Annotated in this window: 16 protein-coding genes; 11 read left to right on the top strand and 5 right to left on the bottom strand. The window is 62.0% G+C overall.

Translation table 11 applies throughout. From position 1 onward, the window contains the following. The first annotated feature begins 8 nt into the window (after positions 1 to 8). Both AC0NIE_RS29765 and AC0NIE_RS29760 read left to right on the top strand, forming a co-directional pair. Positions 9 to 1577, top strand: coding sequence for a hydrogenase large subunit (locus tag AC0NIE_RS29765; RefSeq protein ID WP_473488305.1), 1569 nt, complete (start codon positions 9 to 11; stop codon positions 1575 to 1577). Between the two features lie 11 nt (positions 1578 to 1588). Continuing rightward, positions 1589 to 2128: an NADH-quinone oxidoreductase subunit B family protein gene (locus AC0NIE_RS29760; protein ID WP_473488240.1), complete on the top strand. Its 540-nt coding sequence runs from the start codon at positions 1589 to 1591 to the stop codon at positions 2126 to 2128. Positions 2129 to 2180: 52 nt separating this feature from the next. Here AC0NIE_RS29760 and AC0NIE_RS29755 read toward each other — a convergent pair whose 3' ends face one another. The 3 genes from AC0NIE_RS29755 to AC0NIE_RS29745 all read right to left on the bottom strand — a co-directional run bounded on the left by AC0NIE_RS29755 (position 2181) and on the right by AC0NIE_RS29745 (position 4838). Next, entirely contained in the window at positions 2181 to 2537 is a 357-nt protein-coding gene (locus tag AC0NIE_RS29755) for a DUF488 domain-containing protein (protein WP_473488239.1), read from the bottom strand. Between the two features lie 45 nt (positions 2538 to 2582). Then, positions 2583 to 3839 carry an aminopeptidase gene (locus AC0NIE_RS29750; RefSeq protein ID WP_473488238.1) on the bottom strand — a complete coding sequence of 419 codons (1257 nt, stop codon included), beginning with the start codon at positions 3837 to 3839 and terminating at the stop codon, positions 2583 to 2585. An 84-nt stretch (positions 3840 to 3923) separates the two neighbouring features. Further along, the gene (locus AC0NIE_RS29745; protein WP_473488237.1) at positions 3924 to 4838 is read right to left on the bottom strand and encodes a LysR substrate-binding domain-containing protein; all 915 of its coding nucleotides are present in this window, start codon (positions 4836 to 4838) and stop codon (positions 3924 to 3926) included. Between the two features lie 97 nt (positions 4839 to 4935). On the opposite strand from AC0NIE_RS29745, the gene AC0NIE_RS29740 reads away from it, so the two are divergent. The 3 genes from AC0NIE_RS29740 to sbmA all read left to right on the top strand — a co-directional run bounded on the left by AC0NIE_RS29740 (position 4936) and on the right by sbmA (position 7828). Further along, a complete protein-coding gene (locus tag AC0NIE_RS29740) occupies positions 4936 to 5148 on the top strand; it encodes a hypothetical protein (protein WP_473488236.1) in 213 nt (70 codons plus the stop codon). Positions 5149 to 5312: 164 nt separating this feature from the next. Then, a complete protein-coding gene (locus AC0NIE_RS29735; RefSeq protein WP_473488304.1) occupies positions 5313 to 6428 on the top strand; it encodes a YbfB/YjiJ family MFS transporter in 1116 nt (371 codons plus the stop codon). 122 nt (positions 6429 to 6550) lie between these two features. Further along, a complete protein-coding gene (gene sbmA / locus AC0NIE_RS29730) occupies positions 6551 to 7828 on the top strand; it encodes a peptide antibiotic transporter SbmA (RefSeq protein WP_473488235.1) in 1278 nt (425 codons plus the stop codon). Between the two features lie 16 nt (positions 7829 to 7844). Here sbmA and AC0NIE_RS29725 read toward each other — a convergent pair whose 3' ends face one another. Next, positions 7845 to 8861, bottom strand: coding sequence for a polysaccharide deacetylase family protein (locus AC0NIE_RS29725; RefSeq protein ID WP_473488234.1), 1017 nt, complete (start codon positions 8859 to 8861; stop codon positions 7845 to 7847). 283 nt (positions 8862 to 9144) lie between these two features. On the opposite strand from AC0NIE_RS29725, the gene AC0NIE_RS29720 reads away from it, so the two are divergent. Together AC0NIE_RS29720 and der are read left to right on the top strand one after the other, a co-directional pair. Further along, a complete protein-coding gene (locus AC0NIE_RS29720; protein ID WP_473488233.1) occupies positions 9145 to 9810 on the top strand; it encodes a tetratricopeptide repeat protein in 666 nt (221 codons plus the stop codon). A gap of 223 nt (positions 9811 to 10033) precedes the next feature. Continuing rightward, on the top strand, positions 10034 to 11467 hold the full coding sequence (gene der / locus AC0NIE_RS29715) for a ribosome biogenesis GTPase Der (protein ID WP_473487683.1): 1434 nt from the start codon (positions 10034 to 10036) through the stop codon (positions 11465 to 11467). A 257-nt stretch (positions 11468 to 11724) separates the two neighbouring features. Here der and AC0NIE_RS29710 read toward each other — a convergent pair whose 3' ends face one another. Continuing rightward, positions 11725 to 12480, bottom strand: coding sequence for an SDR family NAD(P)-dependent oxidoreductase (locus AC0NIE_RS29710; RefSeq protein ID WP_473487696.1), 756 nt, complete (start codon positions 12478 to 12480; stop codon positions 11725 to 11727). A gap of 188 nt (positions 12481 to 12668) precedes the next feature. On the opposite strand from AC0NIE_RS29710, the gene AC0NIE_RS29705 reads away from it, so the two are divergent. The 4 genes from AC0NIE_RS29705 (at position 12669) to AC0NIE_RS29690 (ending at position 15091) form a co-directional block, all read left to right on the top strand. Continuing rightward, the gene (locus AC0NIE_RS29705) at positions 12669 to 13265 is read left to right on the top strand and encodes a L,D-transpeptidase (RefSeq protein ID WP_473487682.1); all 597 of its coding nucleotides are present in this window, start codon (positions 12669 to 12671) and stop codon (positions 13263 to 13265) included. 198 nt (positions 13266 to 13463) lie between these two features. Further along, positions 13464 to 13604 carry an ABC transporter gene (locus AC0NIE_RS29700; RefSeq protein ID WP_082982116.1) on the top strand — a complete coding sequence of 47 codons (141 nt, stop codon included), beginning with the start codon at positions 13464 to 13466 and terminating at the stop codon, positions 13602 to 13604. A gap of 142 nt (positions 13605 to 13746) precedes the next feature. Further along, positions 13747 to 14346: a hypothetical protein gene (locus AC0NIE_RS29695; protein ID WP_473487681.1), complete on the top strand. Its 600-nt coding sequence runs from the start codon at positions 13747 to 13749 to the stop codon at positions 14344 to 14346. A 157-nt stretch (positions 14347 to 14503) separates the two neighbouring features. Next, positions 14504 to 15091, top strand: coding sequence for a protein-S-isoprenylcysteine O-methyltransferase (locus AC0NIE_RS29690; protein WP_473487695.1), 588 nt, complete (start codon positions 14504 to 14506; stop codon positions 15089 to 15091). Positions 15092 to 15093: the final 2 nt, after the last annotated feature.

Genomic DNA, 15093 nt, shown 5'->3' with positions numbered 1-15093 from the left:
AAAGAAAGATGCCCGCGCTGACCGACCTCATCGAGGCGGGCCGTCCTGTCGAACAGCACGCTCCCTGGCGACGCGCCGTGGTTGCTCCGAAAATCTGGAACCTTGCCGTCGAGCAGCTTGCCGCGGGCCACTGGAGCCTGCTCGGTCTTTGGGCCGAACCGGACACCGTCCACATGGCGCTTCTCGACGCGGTTCGAGACATCGGTGTCATCAGCCTGAAATGCGCCGGCGGCCGCTACCCATCGGTCGGCCAGCGGCATCCGCCGGCACTGCGCCTCGAGCGCGCCGCCGCGGACCTGTTCGGGCTTCTGCCGCAAGGACTTCCGGATACACGACGCTGGCTCGATCACGGCCAATGGGGCGTCAGTCATCCCCTGGCAGCGGGGGCATTGGCGGCGGAAGCATCAGCAGCGCCGGCTCATGCGCCAGCCATGGCCTCTTACCGCTTCCTTCCCGCGGAAGGCGAAAGCCTGCACCAGATCCCGGTCGGGCCCGTGCATGCCGGCATCATCGAGCCGGGGCATTTTCGCTTCACGGCAAGCGGCGAAATAGTTGTCCGGCTGGAAGAGCGTCTCGGCTACGTGCACAAGGGCATAGAAGGCCTGATGGCAGGTTCGCCTGTCGAGCGCGCGGCCAAACTGGCGGGGAGGACGTCCGGCGACAGCACCGTGGCGTATTCGCTGGCCTTTGCTCGCGCGGTCGAAGCGGCGCTCGGCGTCGAAGTGCCCTTGCGTGCCGTCTGGCTGCGGGCGCTGATGGCGGAACTCGAGCGTCTTGCCAACCATCTCGGCGATATCGGCGCCATCTGCAATGACGCCGCCTTCGTGCTCATGCATGCCCATTGCGGCGTGCTGCGCGAACGCGTCTTGCGTGCCAGCGATGCGGCCTTCGGCCATCGCCTGATGCGCGACCGCATCGTGCCTGGCGGGGTGGCAAGCGACCTGAGCGAAGAGGGGACGGCCGCGGTCCGGTCTGTGGTCACGGAGATCAGGCAGCGGTTTCCTCATTTGGTCGAACTCTACGACAACACGGCGTCGCTGCAGGACAGGACCGTCGCGACCGGTCGGCTCAAGCCGGCCCTTGCCCGGCAATACGCAGCGGGCGGTTATGTCGGCCGCGCCTCCGGCCGAGAGTTCGATGCGCGGCGCAGCCCAGGCTTCCCGCCTTATGACGAACTCGCCTTCGACGTCCCTCTCCTCCAGGAGGGCGACGTGAATGCGCGCGTCTGGATCCGCATCCGCGAGGTCGAGCAGAGCTTATCGCTGACCGAGCAGATCCTTCAAAGGCTGCCTGGCGGCCCGATCCGCGTCGATGTCGCCGAGGCGAGCGTTGCCCAGACAGGCGTCACCAAGACAGGCGGGCCGCGTGAAGGCATGGCGCTGGTCGAGGGGTTCCGGGGCGACATTCTGGCCTGGCTGCGCATTGGCGAAGGCGGTATGGTCGAGCGCTGTCACCTGCGTGACCCGTCATGGTTTCAATGGCCGCTGCTTGAAGCGGCCGTTGAGGGCAACATCGTCGCCGACTTTCCGCTCTGCAACAAATCGTTCAACTGTTCCTACTCCGGTCACGATCTCTAAGGCATTCCGCCATGCGCAAGCACCTCTTTGAAGGCCTGACGCGGCCCCCACTCACAGAGCGTCCGCCCAAGGCGAGCCAGACGGCGATCGACGAACTCTCGCGCGCGCTAGACGGCGCTGCCCGCAAGCGACTGGGCCGCAGCCTGTCGATCCGGGCGGTCGACGCTGGTTCCTGTAACGGCTGCGAACTCGAAATGCATGCGCTCAACAACGCCTTCTATGACGTCGAACGCTTCGGAATCCGGTTCGTCGCGTCGCCGCGCCATGCCGATGTGCTGCTTGTCACAGGGCCGGTCACCAAAAACATGCGCGAGGCACTGAAACGGACTTATGACGCAACTCCCAATCCCAAATGGGTGGTCGCGCTTGGCGACTGCGGCATGAACGGTGGCTGTTTCGCCGGGAGTTATGCAGTCGTGGGCGGCGTGTCGGAGGTACTGCCTGTCGATCTGCACATTCCGGGCTGCCCGCCATCGCCAATCGAAATTCTAAAGGGATTACTAGCGTTGCTTGAGAGGGTGAACGCAAAGACTGCTGCCCCCCGAGGTTGATATCGAAAAGGCACCGCTATACCGGCGAACGGCCGGTAGCGTGCGCGCTGCCTCAGCCCCTTAGACGCAGATAGTCAGCCAAAGCCACTGCGTTGTTGTGCAGCTCGTCCTGGGCGCCGTAGAGCAGCGTCACCCGGCCGTTGTCGAGCAGGGCGCGCAACTGGCCGACCGCATCGCTGTTCCTGTCGAGCTCGCCGCGATAGCGCTGCTGGAATTCCATCCAGCGCGTTGGCTCGTGGCCGAACCATTTGCGCAATTCATCGCTTGGCGCGAGGTTCTTCAGCCATAGCGTCAGCGCGGCGTCTTCTTTGCGGACGCCGCGTGGCCATACGCGGTCTATGAGCACCCGCTGCCCATCGCCAGGCGAGGGCGGCTCGTAGATGCGCTTGACCTTGATATCGAGTTTCATCGTCAACTCCGGGGTTGACCGCCAAGACGGCTTGCTGGCGGCTCCTTACGCCCACTCGCCCTTGCGCATGACCGGTACGCGGCTGCCGTCCTTGCCGACGCCGTCGATGTCGATCTTGTCCGAACCGATCATCCAATCGATATGGATAAAGCTCTTGTTGCCGCCACGCGCCGCGATCTCGTCCTGGCTGAGCGAGGCACCGTCGACGAAGCACTTCGAATAGCACTGGCCGAGCGCGATGTGGCAGGCGGCATTCTCGTCGAACAGCGTATTGAAGAACAGCAGGCCGCTCTTCGAGATCGGTGAGGAATGCGGCACCAGCGCGACCTCGCCGAGACGGCGCGAGCCTTCATCGGTGTCGAGCACTCTTTTCAGCACACCCTCGCCGCGGCTGGCCTTGGCCTCGACGATGCCGCCTGCCTCGAAACGCACCGCAATTCCGTCGATCAGCGTGCCTTGGTAGGACAGCGGCTTGGTGCTCGTAACATGGCCTTCGACGCGCCTTGCATGCGGCGTGGTGAAAACCTCCTCGGTCGGGATGTTGGGATTGCAGGTGATGCCGTTCCTGGCGGTCGAGGCGCCGCCCATCCATTCATGGCCGTCGGCCAGACCGACGGTCAGATCGGTGCCGGGTCCGGTGAAATGCAGCGCATGGAAATTATGGCCGTTCAGCCATTCGGTGCGGCTGCGCAGAGCCGCATTGTGCGCCTTCCAGTTGCCGATCGGGTCGTCCACATCAACCCGTGAGGCGGCAAAGATGGCGTCGGCGAGCTTCGCCACGGCGACGTCGTCGGTATCGCCCGGAAACACCTGCCTGGCCCAGGCCAGGTCGGGGTAGGCAACGATGTTCCAGTTGATGTCGAAGCCGGTGATCTTCTCCAGCGCCGGTTGATAGGCGATCGAGTTCGCCTTGTTGGCGCGCGCCACTTTCGCCGGATCCTGTGCCGACAGCAGCGACGGATCCTCGCCGCGCACGGCCAGCCGCGCCGCATTGTTGGCGAAGGCCTTCGCCATGCCCTCATAGAGCCAGCCGGCGGCGTGATCGAAGCCGGCATCGGCGCCATAGCGGAAGCGCGCCAGCGTCATCTCGTCGTCGTTGAAGATCGGCGTCACGAGGCCGGCGCCGGCTCTATAGGCATGCTCGACGATCCGTCGCGTCAAAGGCAGTGCTGCGATCGACGATGTCAGCACCAGGTCCTGCCCTGGCTGCAATTGCAGCCCGACCTTGATGGCGACTTCCGCCAGCCTGTCGAGCTTCACCGGGTCGATCGTTGCGGAAACGCCGCGCGAATGTGTGGTCATGGTCCTGCCTGCCGTGATGTGGGGGTCTGGTTCTTACATAGACCCGCACTGCTCTCCTTTCCACCGCGATTGCACGCGGGGGGGTCAGTTCGCGCTGGCGAGCGACCCGAAACGCGCCATGGTCGCCGCTATCTCTTCGCGGACCCAGACCTTGAAATCCCTGACCTTACGGCTTTCGGTCTTGGTGGCGGAGGTCACCAGCCAATAGCCGAGCCCGCTCTGGGCGCGGACGCCAAAGGGGGCGACAAGGCGGCCGTCGGCCAGCGCGTCGGCAGCCAGCAATTGCCAGCCGAGCATGACGCCGTGGCCGGCGATCGCCGATTCCAGGCACAGCATCGGGTCGGTGAAGCGCGCGCCTTTGAGGAAGGTGATCGGCTTAACCCCAGCGGCCTCGAACCAGCTTTCCCAACTGATCATCGCCCGTTCGTCGGTGATCGAGCAGGTCAGGGCAAGATCTCCGATCGATTTCAGTTTGTCGGCGATCACCGGGGCGCAGACCGGGAAGACCTCCTGTGCTAGCAGCAATTCCGCCCGCGCACCCGGCCACGTCCCGTCGCCAAGCCGGATGGCGATGTCGATGTCCGAGCGGTCGAGATCGGCAATCCGCACCGAGGCGTCGATGCGCAAAAGCACGTTCGGATGCCGGGCGAAGTGACGTGACAGCCTCGGCAGCAGCCACTTCGACGCGAAAGCCGGCGCCACCGAAACCACCAGCGTGCATTCGGAGGCCTCGTCGGCGAGCGCCACGGCTTGGGCGAGCTCGCGGAACCCAGCTCCGAGCCGCGCGGTGAAGACGGTGCCGAATTCGGTCAGCAAGAGACCACTCGTCGTTCGTTCGAACAGCGCCTGGCCGAGTTGCTCTTCCGTTCGCTTGACCTGCTGGCTGACGGCGCTGGCGGACACGTTGAGTTCGCTCGCCGCAGCCGAAAGCGATCCCAGGCGGGCGACGGTTTCCACGGCGCGCAGGCCGTTGAGGTGGACACGATTCAGCATTGCCATACAGTTTTTCTAAACCGGGACGGTTGAAATCTCAATTGAAACATAAGGCGGGACGGCAGATTTTAAGGAAATAAGCAGACCTGTAGAGGAAAATCCGATGAAGATTTTATCACTGCTCAGGGGCTTTTCCGTTGCCGGCACAGAGCAAAGCCGGTCGTACGAAAGCGAGACCACCCGATGGGCGACCGATCCGCTGTCGCATCCTGTGCTCGACACCATGTCGGAGCGTGAACTCGGCGACGTGCCGTTCAGGCTGACGGCCCGGCGCACTGCCTACGAGACGGGCACCGGGCAGATCGGCTGCGGCTGATGAAACAGATTTAGCGGGCCGGCCCTCTGCGGTGGACACTGGCCAACAGCCATTGCGAGCCGTTCTGGCCCAACACAAGCGGATTGTTTGACAGGCTCGTGCACCTATTGTGCACTGCAATGAAAACCGCGTTGCCATCCCCTTTGCGTCTCGCCTTCGCCGGCATGATTGCCCTGGCCGTCGCCATGGGCATCGGCCGCTTCGTCTACACGCCGATCCTGCCCGGCATGATGGAGGAATTAGGTCTGTCGCCGGCGGATGCCGGCTGGATCGCATCCGCCAACTATCTCGGCTATCTCATTGGTGCGCTTGCGGCCGTCGGCGGCTGGGCGCACGGTCGCGAGCGCCTGCTGATGTTGACAGGTCTTGCCGCCACCGCAGTCCTCACCGGGCTGATGGGCCTGGCCGGTACTATGGCAGCCTTTCTAGTCATCCGCTTTCTTGCCGGTGTGGCCAGCGCCTTTGTCTTGGTGTTCATGTCCAGCATCGTTTTCGGCCATCTCGCCGTGGCCGGCCGAAACGACCTGCAGGCGCTGCATTTCGGCGGCGTCGGCCTCGGCATAGCGGCGTCCTCGGCGCTGATGGCAATCCTCGTCACCGAACAGGCTGGCTGGACGGCGGGCTGGTTCTGGTCCGCCGCGATCTCAGCCTGCGCCATTGCCGTCGTGGCGCTGCTGCTCGGCAGCACTGCGACCGCCAACGGCGCCGATGGTCGCGAACCGGCGCTGCCGAAGGACCGCTCGCTGATGAAAATCATCGTCGCTTACGGCCTGTTCGGCTTCGGCTACATTGTGACAGCGACGTTTCTGGTCGCCATCGTCCGGCAAGGCGGCGGCGGCCGCGTCTTCGAAGCCGTGGTCTGGATGGTCACCGGCCTTGCCGGGATTCCCTCGGTCTGGCTTTGGCAGAAGATCGCAGGAAAGATCGGGCTCTACCAGGCTTATTCCTTGGGGTGTCTTGTCGAGGTGGTCGGCGTCACCGCGAGCGTGGCCGTCGGTGGACACATTGGGCCGCTGCTTGGCGGATTTCTGCTTGGCGGGACCTTCATCGCCATCACCGCGCTCGGCCTGCAGACCGGAAGGCAGCTTGCCCCGCAAGCGCCACGCCGGATCCTGGCGTCGATGACGGCCTCGTTCGGCCTCGGTCAGATCATCGGTCCGATCGTCGCCGGGCTGCTTGCCGAAGCCTCGGGCGACTTCTTCCTCGCATCGATTGTGGCCGCCGCCGTCCTGCTTGTCTCCGGCGCAGTCATCTGGTCGGCTGCGCCAAAATCGCCATGATTGTGGTCTTGCTCGGGGCCGGGCATCACGCACCGGCCATTTTCATTCCGATCGATGTGTGACCTTATGCCCGCTGAACAGCAACGCCGCTGATTTGCGCATCGACCGAGGATTTCCCCACAGTGTTTGTATCCTTCTTCCCGCAGCCGAAGCTTTTTTTCATCTCGGCCGCCGTCTGGAGCCTTCTGCTCGTCCTCCTGTGGTTTTTCGGCGGCGAACACCTTGGCACGATGCTTGGGATGCCGCCGGTCGATCCGCGGGCCGCACCCGTCATCAGCCCAATAAGATTCCTGACGCCGGCATTCCTCTGGTTCTACGCATATTTCTTCGCCGGTATGGGCGTATTCTACCTTTTTTGGTCGCTGTATGCCCCACACCGTTGGCAGAACTGGTCGATCCTTGGCTCTGCTTTGATTATTTTCGTCACCAATTTCATCGTGCAGATCAGTGTGGCGCTCAATGACTGGCGCGGCATGTTTTACGACATGGTGCAGAAGGCGCTCACCACGCCCGGGTCCGTTGCGCCTGCCGAGCTTTACTACGGAGTATGGCAGTTTCTGTCTTTGGCCCTGGTCTATATGACCATTGCCGTTCTGAATGTTTTCTTCGTCAGGCACTATGTTTTCCGCTGGCGTACGGCGATGAACGATTATTTTACCGCTTACTGGCCGAGGCTGCGCCATATCGAAGGGGCGTCGCAGCGCGTTCAGGACGACACGATGCGCTTCTCGGGCACAATGCAGGGGCTCGGAGTGAACTTCATCGACTCCATCATGACTCTGATTGCCTTTCTACCCTTGCTGGCATCCCTTTCTCTCCATGTTCCAACTCTCCCCATAATCGGAGCAATCCCTTATCCGTTGGTTGTTGCTGCGATCGCCTGGTCGTTGTTTGGCACCGGCTTGTTGGCAGTCGTCGGCGTCAAGCTACCCGGGCTGGAATTTCGTAATCAGCGTGTTGAAGCCGCTCTGCGCAAGGAACTTGTCCTCGGTGAGGACGACACGGCGCGAGCGCAGCCACCAACGCTGGTCGAGCTTTTCAGAAATGTTCGCAAGAACTATTTCACTCTCTATGCACACTATGTCTATTTCGACATGGTCCGCTATCTATACCTTCAAGTCGACAACGTCTTCGCTACGCTTATTCTCGTTCCAACCTTGGCAATCGGCAAGATAACATTTGGCGTTTTCCAGCAAATTGTCACCGCCTTTTCACAAGTCGCCACTTCGTTCCAATATCTCGTGAATTCCTGGCCGACTATCGTCGAGCTGATATCCATCTACAAGCGCCTGCGCGCCTTCGAGGCGACGCTTGAAGGGGCGCCGCTGCCGGAAATCGACCAGCACTATCTGGAGCGAGAGCGAGCCGGCTTGCGCCCTGAGGATCAGCCGGTGAGCTAACAGTGGCGGGCGGCGGTCACTTCCGGATCCAGCCGCCCACCGACGCCTGCGTTTGGCCGCCATCGCGCCGCGAAACATAGTCGCGATAGCTGATGCACTCGACGTCGGGCCTGGTGCAGACCTCGCCGGCAAAGCGCTCCAGCGCGTGCCAGTAGGCGCCGTCATTCATCAGTGTGAAATGGAAGCCGAGTTCCAGCGGAATGCGTTTGCCCTGGTATTGAGCGTCGAAGGCTGCGCGAAAGGCGTCATAGGTCCGGTTGGCGAATTCGTCCGCCTTGCTTGGCCGCTCGAAGCCGCCGGAATGCCTGACATAGAGATTGTAGTCCATCGCGATCACCCGCCTTGTGTCAGGACCTTCCGGGATCTGCGGCAGCGAAAAGCGTGTGATGCCGTTGCTGGTCGGTGGCCGGGCAGGGCCGCGTGACACACCGCTCGCATCGAACAAATAGCCCGCGTTTGGCAGCGCCTCGTAGAGCGCCTTGTTTGCCGACAGATAGGGCGCGCGAAAGCCGACCGCCTTGCGCGCGATTTCGCGCCAACCCGCGGGTTCAGCGGTAATAGCGTTTATCGAATAGGCGTTCTCGAGAATATGCTTGAACGAACCGAACTCGCTCAGCCAGTCGGCCTTGCTCCAGTCCTTGCCGTCGAAATGGCCGCAAGCGTGGCTGCCGATATCGTGGCCTTCTGAGACGGCAAGGTTTATCTGATCGAGCCGGTCGGCGACGTCCTGTTTCGAGGCGGCAAAGCCGATGTTGGATTTGCCCGATGTCTTGCCGGGCGCCATGTACGCCTTGCGCGTTTCCGGCGAGAGCAGGAAGACGCAGGACACGAAGTAGGTGAAATGGGCGCCGGTGCGCGTGGCCAGCGCCCGGCTGCGCTTCCACTGCGAAATATCGCTTGCGCTGTCGAACGAGATGATGACCGCCTGCTTCGGCCTTGCCGGCGGTGGCGCCGCGGGCGGATCGGCGACAGCGGCGCCCGCTGCAGCGAGCGACGCGATGGAGAATGCAACAACGCGGGACGAACGAGGCATTAGCATCTGATCTGGATTGGAGGAGGGTTCGAGCACCGGCTATCGGCGAAATGTGGCGCGGGTGCGGTTGCCTCGGGCGGCCACGTGTCGGCGATTAGCCGATTTTCCTGTCCAACCCCTTCCATGCCGGCAAAATTTCGCTAAAACGCGGGCTACCGCATCGGCCTGAAAAGCAGAATTGATTTTCAGGAAGCACGATGCGCAAATTCAAAGTGTTAGAGCGTACTTTCCATGGACGCACGTCGCTCTAAACCGCCCTGGGGGCGGGCAGGATGGTTTTGAGATGTCGGACGACAGTTTTATCCGCGAAGTCAACGAAGAGATGCGTCGCGATCAGGCGCATGCGCTATGGGACCGTTTTGGTCCTGCCTTGCTTGCGCTTGCGATACTGGTGGTGGTCGGCACCGCGGCCTTCGTCGGCTATCGCTATTGGGACGAGACTCGCGCCAATCGCTCGGGCGACGCCTTCTCGCAGGCGCTGAAGCTTGCCAATGAGGGCAAGAGCGACGAAGCGCTGACTGCCCTCATTGCGTTGGAAAAGGATGGCTACGGCGCCTATCCGCTGCTCGCCCGCATGCGCGCGGCAACCGTCAAGGCGGATAAGGGCGATGTCGCCGCCGCCGTCAAGGACTTCGACGAGGTCGCCGCCGACACGGACATTCCATCAGGCCTTCGCGACATGGCGCGCATCAGGGCAGCGCTGCTGCTCGTCGACCACGGTTCGTTCGCCGATGTCTCCAGCCGCGTCGAGACGCTCACCGCCGACACCAATCCGCTGCGCCATACCGCGCGCGAGGCGCTCGGCCTTGCCGCCTGGAAGGAAGGCAAGGCGACGGACGCACTGAAACTGTTCGACCAGATCGCCTCGGATGACGGCGCCCCGCGCAACGCGCGCGAGCGGGCGACGTTGATGTCCGAGCTGATCCGTGGGTCGGGCAGCGTGTCGTAATGCATGTCGCCCAAAAGTGTGTAGCGGTTTTGGGACAACGACATGCATGGGAGATGCATGTCGCCCAAAAGTGTGCAGCGGTTTTGGGACAACGACATGCATGGCAGATGCATGTCGCCCAAAAGTGTGCAGCGGTTTTGGGACAACGACATGCATGGCAGATGCATGTCGCCCAAAAGTGTGCAGCGGTTTTGGGACGACGTGCTGGCAGATGTAGGGCCGCATGACGTTCAAAGTCGCCATCATCGGCCGGCCTAACGTCGGCAAATCAACCCTTTTCAATCGTCTGGTGGGAAGGAAGCTGGCGCTTGTCGACGACACGCCGGGCGTCACCCGCGACCGTCGCGTCCATGCCGCCAAGCTCTATGATCTGCATTTTGATGTCATCGACACCGCCGGCTTCGAGGATGCTGCTGCTTCGACGCTGCCGGGTCGCATGCGCGCCCAGACCGAGATCGCCATCCGCGAAGCCGACCTGATCTTTTTCACGATCGACGCCAAGTCCGGGCTGATGCCTGACGACAAGACCTTCGCTGAGATCGTGCGCAAGTCCGGCAAACCGGTTGTCGTCGTCGCCAACAAGGCCGAGGCGCGCGGCGCCCAGGGCGGCATGCTGGAGGCCTGGGAACTCGGCCTTGGCGAGCCGATCCCGGTCTCGGCCGAACACGGCCAGGGCCTGCCCGATCTGCGCGATGCGGTGATATCAGCACTGGGCGAGGCGCGCGCCTTCGGCGAAGAAGAAGAGGATGCCGGCGAAGAGACCGCCGCCAGCGAGGTACTGATCGGCGAGGACATCACCGATCCGGATGCCGAGCCGAGCTATGACGATACCAAACCGATGCGCATCGCCGTCGTCGGTCGCCCAAATGCCGGCAAATCGACCCTGATCAATGCGCTGATCGGCGAGGAGCGGCTCTTGACCGGACCGGAAGCCGGCATCACCCGCGATTCCATATCCGTCGACTGGGACTGGCATGGCCGCCGCCTGAAACTGTTCGACACCGCCGGCATGCGCCGCAAGGCCAGGATCCACGAAAAGCTGGAAGTCATGTCGGTGCAGGATGCCCTGCGCGCCATCCGCTTTGCCGAGATCGTCATCATCGTGCTCGACGCCACCATTCCCTTCGAGAAGCAGGATCTGCAGATCGCCGACCTGATCATCCGCGAGGGCCGCGCGCCGGTGATCGCCTTCAACAAATGGGATATGATCGACCACCCCCAGGAACTCCTGGCGGAACTGCGCGAGAAGACCGAGCGGCTGTTGCCGCAGGCGCGCGGCATGCAGGCGGTGCCGGTCTCGGCCGAGACCGGGCGTGGCCTCGACAAGCTGATGGATGCGGTCATCAGGACGCACAGAGTGTGGAACAGCCGCGTCTCGACCGGCAAGCTCAACCGCTGGCTGGAAGGCATCCTGGCGCATCATCCGCCGCCCGCCGTGGCAGGGCGGCGGCTGAAGATCAAATATGTCACCCAGGCCAAGACGCGCCCGCCGGGCTTCGTCGTGTCCTGCTCACGGCCGGACGCGATGCCGCAATCCTATGTCCGCTATCTCTCGAACAGCCTGCGCGAAGCCTTTGACATGCCCGGCGTGCCGATCCGCATCGCCTTGCGCACCTCGGAAAATCCGTTCGCCGGCAAGGCGAAGAAACGCCGCTGAGCTGCGCGTCTTCTGGGCGCCAGCATCAGGCTGCGCTCCGCAGGCGGCCCGCGGGCAGCGCCTGCACATTTTCGGGCAGGCGATTCCACCGCCACCTGCAGCAGGATGTCGGCAAGTCGCGCCGCCACCGGGGCTGGCTCGGCCTCCCTCGCGACGCGGGAACAGTGCCATCTCAGGCAGTGCAGTGCGGGCAGCTCAGCGATCTGCGGCGTCATCACCCTGACAGCAGCCAGCACGAGTGGGGACAGCCAGTGCACCTAATGGGCGGTGTAGGCTCCGTCCACCAGATGGTAGCTCCCAGTGATAAAGCTGGCCTGATCGGACAACAGGAAGCACACAAGAGCCGCTACCTCTTCCGGTTTGCCGCGTCTGCCCATCGGCTGAAGGGCTGCCATGCGCCGCGTGGCTAATGCCTCCACTTGCTCCGATAGAAGCGGCGTTTCGATCCAGCCGGGGCCGACGACATTGATCCGGATGCCCATCCTCGCATATTCAATCGCCGCAACCTTGGTCAGTCCAACGACCCCGTGTTTCGCTGCCGTGTATGCGGACGCAGTTGGCAAGCCTACGGAACCGAGAATCGAGGACATGTTCACGATGGCGCCTCCGCCTCGATCCAGCATGGCGGCGATTTCGTACTTCATGCTGTAGAAGACGCCATTCAGATTGACGTTTATAAGCTTGTGCCAGTTGTCGAGCGGATAGTCTGCCGTTGCTTTTCGAACGCCGTCGATACCTGCATTGTTTACCGCCATATCCAGTCCGCCGCATTTCTGGACAGTGAACTCGATCAGCTTTTCGACGGCTGCCGCATCCGTGACATCGACCGCAAAGTCGTAGGCCCTGCCTCCTTGCGACCTTATTTCGGCGGCTTTGCAGTGCGCGGCCTCGGCATCAAGGTCGGCAACAACAACCTCGGCTCCTTCTTGCGCGAGTTGCCGTGAAACAGCCGCTCCTATTCCGGAGCCTGCGCCGGTCACAATCGCGACTTTACCATGGAAGTCAGGCTTCATCATCTCTGTCCTATGCCCATTGTGACATAACCGAACAGAGGCAGACGGTTATCGCAAGAAGTTTCGCTCCAATTCGCTTGTCAATCCTGTGAATTCATTTTGCCACCACACAGCGAGACTTGGCCCGCAGGCCCGGGAATGGTAGAGACGAGGGCGGGGTAGATTGACCAGTTTCCTAGCAGGTAGAAATGGAAGAACACCACATTGCGCGCCGGGGGCTCGTGCTGGGTAGTCTGGCTCTGATGCTTTCCGGATGTACGTCGACGCTACGACAGGTGGCGGAGCCGATTTCATCCGCGTTCGGACCAAGGAATGGCCTCAATCCTCGTTTCCGACGGCGGCATGTGCGGTACGACGGAAACGAGCCGCCTGGAACGATCGTCGTCGATACTTCGCAACGTTTTCTCTATGCCGTCGAGACCGACGGGTGGGCGACGCGCTACGGCGTCGGCGTCGGCGAGCAGGGACTTTCGTTCAAGGGTACAGCGACCGTCGCCCGCAAGGCGGACTGGCCGTCGTGGACACCCACCGCCAGCATGATGAGGCGCAAGCCGCGCCTGGTGAAGTATGCAGGGGGGGTCCCTGGCGGACCAAACAACCCGCTTGGTGCGCGTGCCCTTTATCTCTATCGCGACGGGCGCGACACCCACTTCCGGATACATGGTACAAACGAGCCATGGACGATAGGCACAGCGGTATCGAACGGGTGCATCCGTTTGATAAATGACGACATCATTGACCTCTACGAACGTACTCCTTTGGGCACGACGGTGGTGGTTGTTTGATGGTGGGCAGGCCTGATCTCCGTTGGATGTGAGCCCTGCCGGCACGTCACCGCAAAGCTGTTGCCTGCAGCCGGGTGCCAACTGTGTCATTTCTGCACTAGGCGTTGGTGTAGATCGCAGCTAACTTGGTGGGGCTGCATATCGTTTTATTTGTGGCGATTCTATTGGCTGTTCCGCCCCTGGGGAAAGGATTGCTTGATGAGCAGGATGTTGATTGTAATGGTTGCTACCCTCGCCGTTGCCAGCCTGAGCGGCTGCGCGAACGGCTGGATCGGTAAAGGAAAGGGGAAGGCTCCTCCGCCGGAACCCGCTGCCGTAGAAGAGCCCGTGATTAAATAAGCACCGGCTTTCGGAGATTTGGGGAAGGGCCGCCAGGCCCTTCCCCATCGATATGCAGGGGCCAAGGCCGGATTCGCAGCCTACCTGAGGTTGGCGGGCATAGGCTGGCACTAGGTCTGCGGTCCTCGGAGTTCTGGATGAGATGACGCTTGTAAGTGGCCGTTCAACAATTGTGGCCCTGCTCGCGCTTGTCGCGGCGTCATGTCAGTCGCAGGACAAAAAGCCCCAGCCGACTTTCGTGTCCAATGATCGGGCACTGAGATCCGCGGCGATGATGGCGCCCGCGGCGGCATCAACTCAAGCCCAACGGCATTTCATCGAGTTCCGCTCCCGGTACGCCCTTACCTACGGCCATTCCTTCGTGATTTTTGGACGATTGAACCAGGCGGGACGGATGGTCAACCCCGAAGTCGCGGGGCTCGCTCCGAAGTCCAATGATCCCAATGTCTATGTTCTCGGCCATTTGGCGCCCGTGCCAGCCTCGACCGGGTGGACGGACGGCGACCTGGAAGATGCCTACCGGTCGGCAAGCTGGCGTGTTTTGCTTACCGAAGCCGAATATAGGAAAGTCGTCGCGAGCATACGAAGGCTGCAGGCCAACTCTCCGCTTTGGCACGCCTCGCTCTACAACTGCAACGCATTCGTAGCGGACATCGCCAGATCGATGGGGTATAAGACCCCTGGTACCTGGCTCCGGCCGCAACAATTCATAACCAAGCTTCGGGAGATGAACGGCGGTTGAAATGCGATTGGCAAACCCGCTTTCGCCTCATTCGCCCGGTCAACTCCGAAAGGAGCGCGCTCTGAATGTCTTCGGTCGACAGTTCGGACGCTGACATCGTTGCGACGGTTTATCGTGGTCCCAGATCGAGAAAAGGCTCCGGTGACCTGAAGTGACCATTTCTGTAGCTTCACTTGGCGAGATCATTTGGGTGATCGGCATCGTTGCCTGGTATGTGATCCGGTATCCCTTCGAGCGCCGGGCAAGGCGCGTGCGAATTGTAGCTGGCGGGCGCTCAAGTTCCGACACCGTCGGGCTTGCATCGGCTCTCCTTGGCCTGGCGATCCTGCCTGGCTTCTATGTCGCCACCGGCATCCCCGCAGCGGCTGACCATCCGGCCAGCGTGTGGTCGGTGGCGCTCGGAACCATCATCTTCTGCTCCGCGCTGTGGATTTTTCGCATGTCCCACAAGGAACTTGGCCGTAACTGGTCGATCACGCTCGAGATTCGCGAGCGGCATGAACTGGTCAGCGCCGGGCCATACGCCTTGGTCCGTCACCCGATGTACACCTCGTTTCTGCTTATGGGGCTCGGCCAGCTCTTTCTGCTGCCGAACTGGGTTGCGGGCATATCTGGTTTGATCGGATTCGCAGTGCTTTTCCTGCTGAGAGTGGATAAGGAAGAGCGTATGATGCTGGAGAATTTAGGCCCGCAATACCGCGCCTATATGGAAAGGACCAAGCGAATATTCCCTTATCTTTATTAGAG

This window comes from Mesorhizobium sp. WSM4842 (assembly GCF_055901575.1).
Note: the sequence above shows the minus strand (reverse complement) of the source record. Positions and strands in the feature narration are given on the sequence as shown.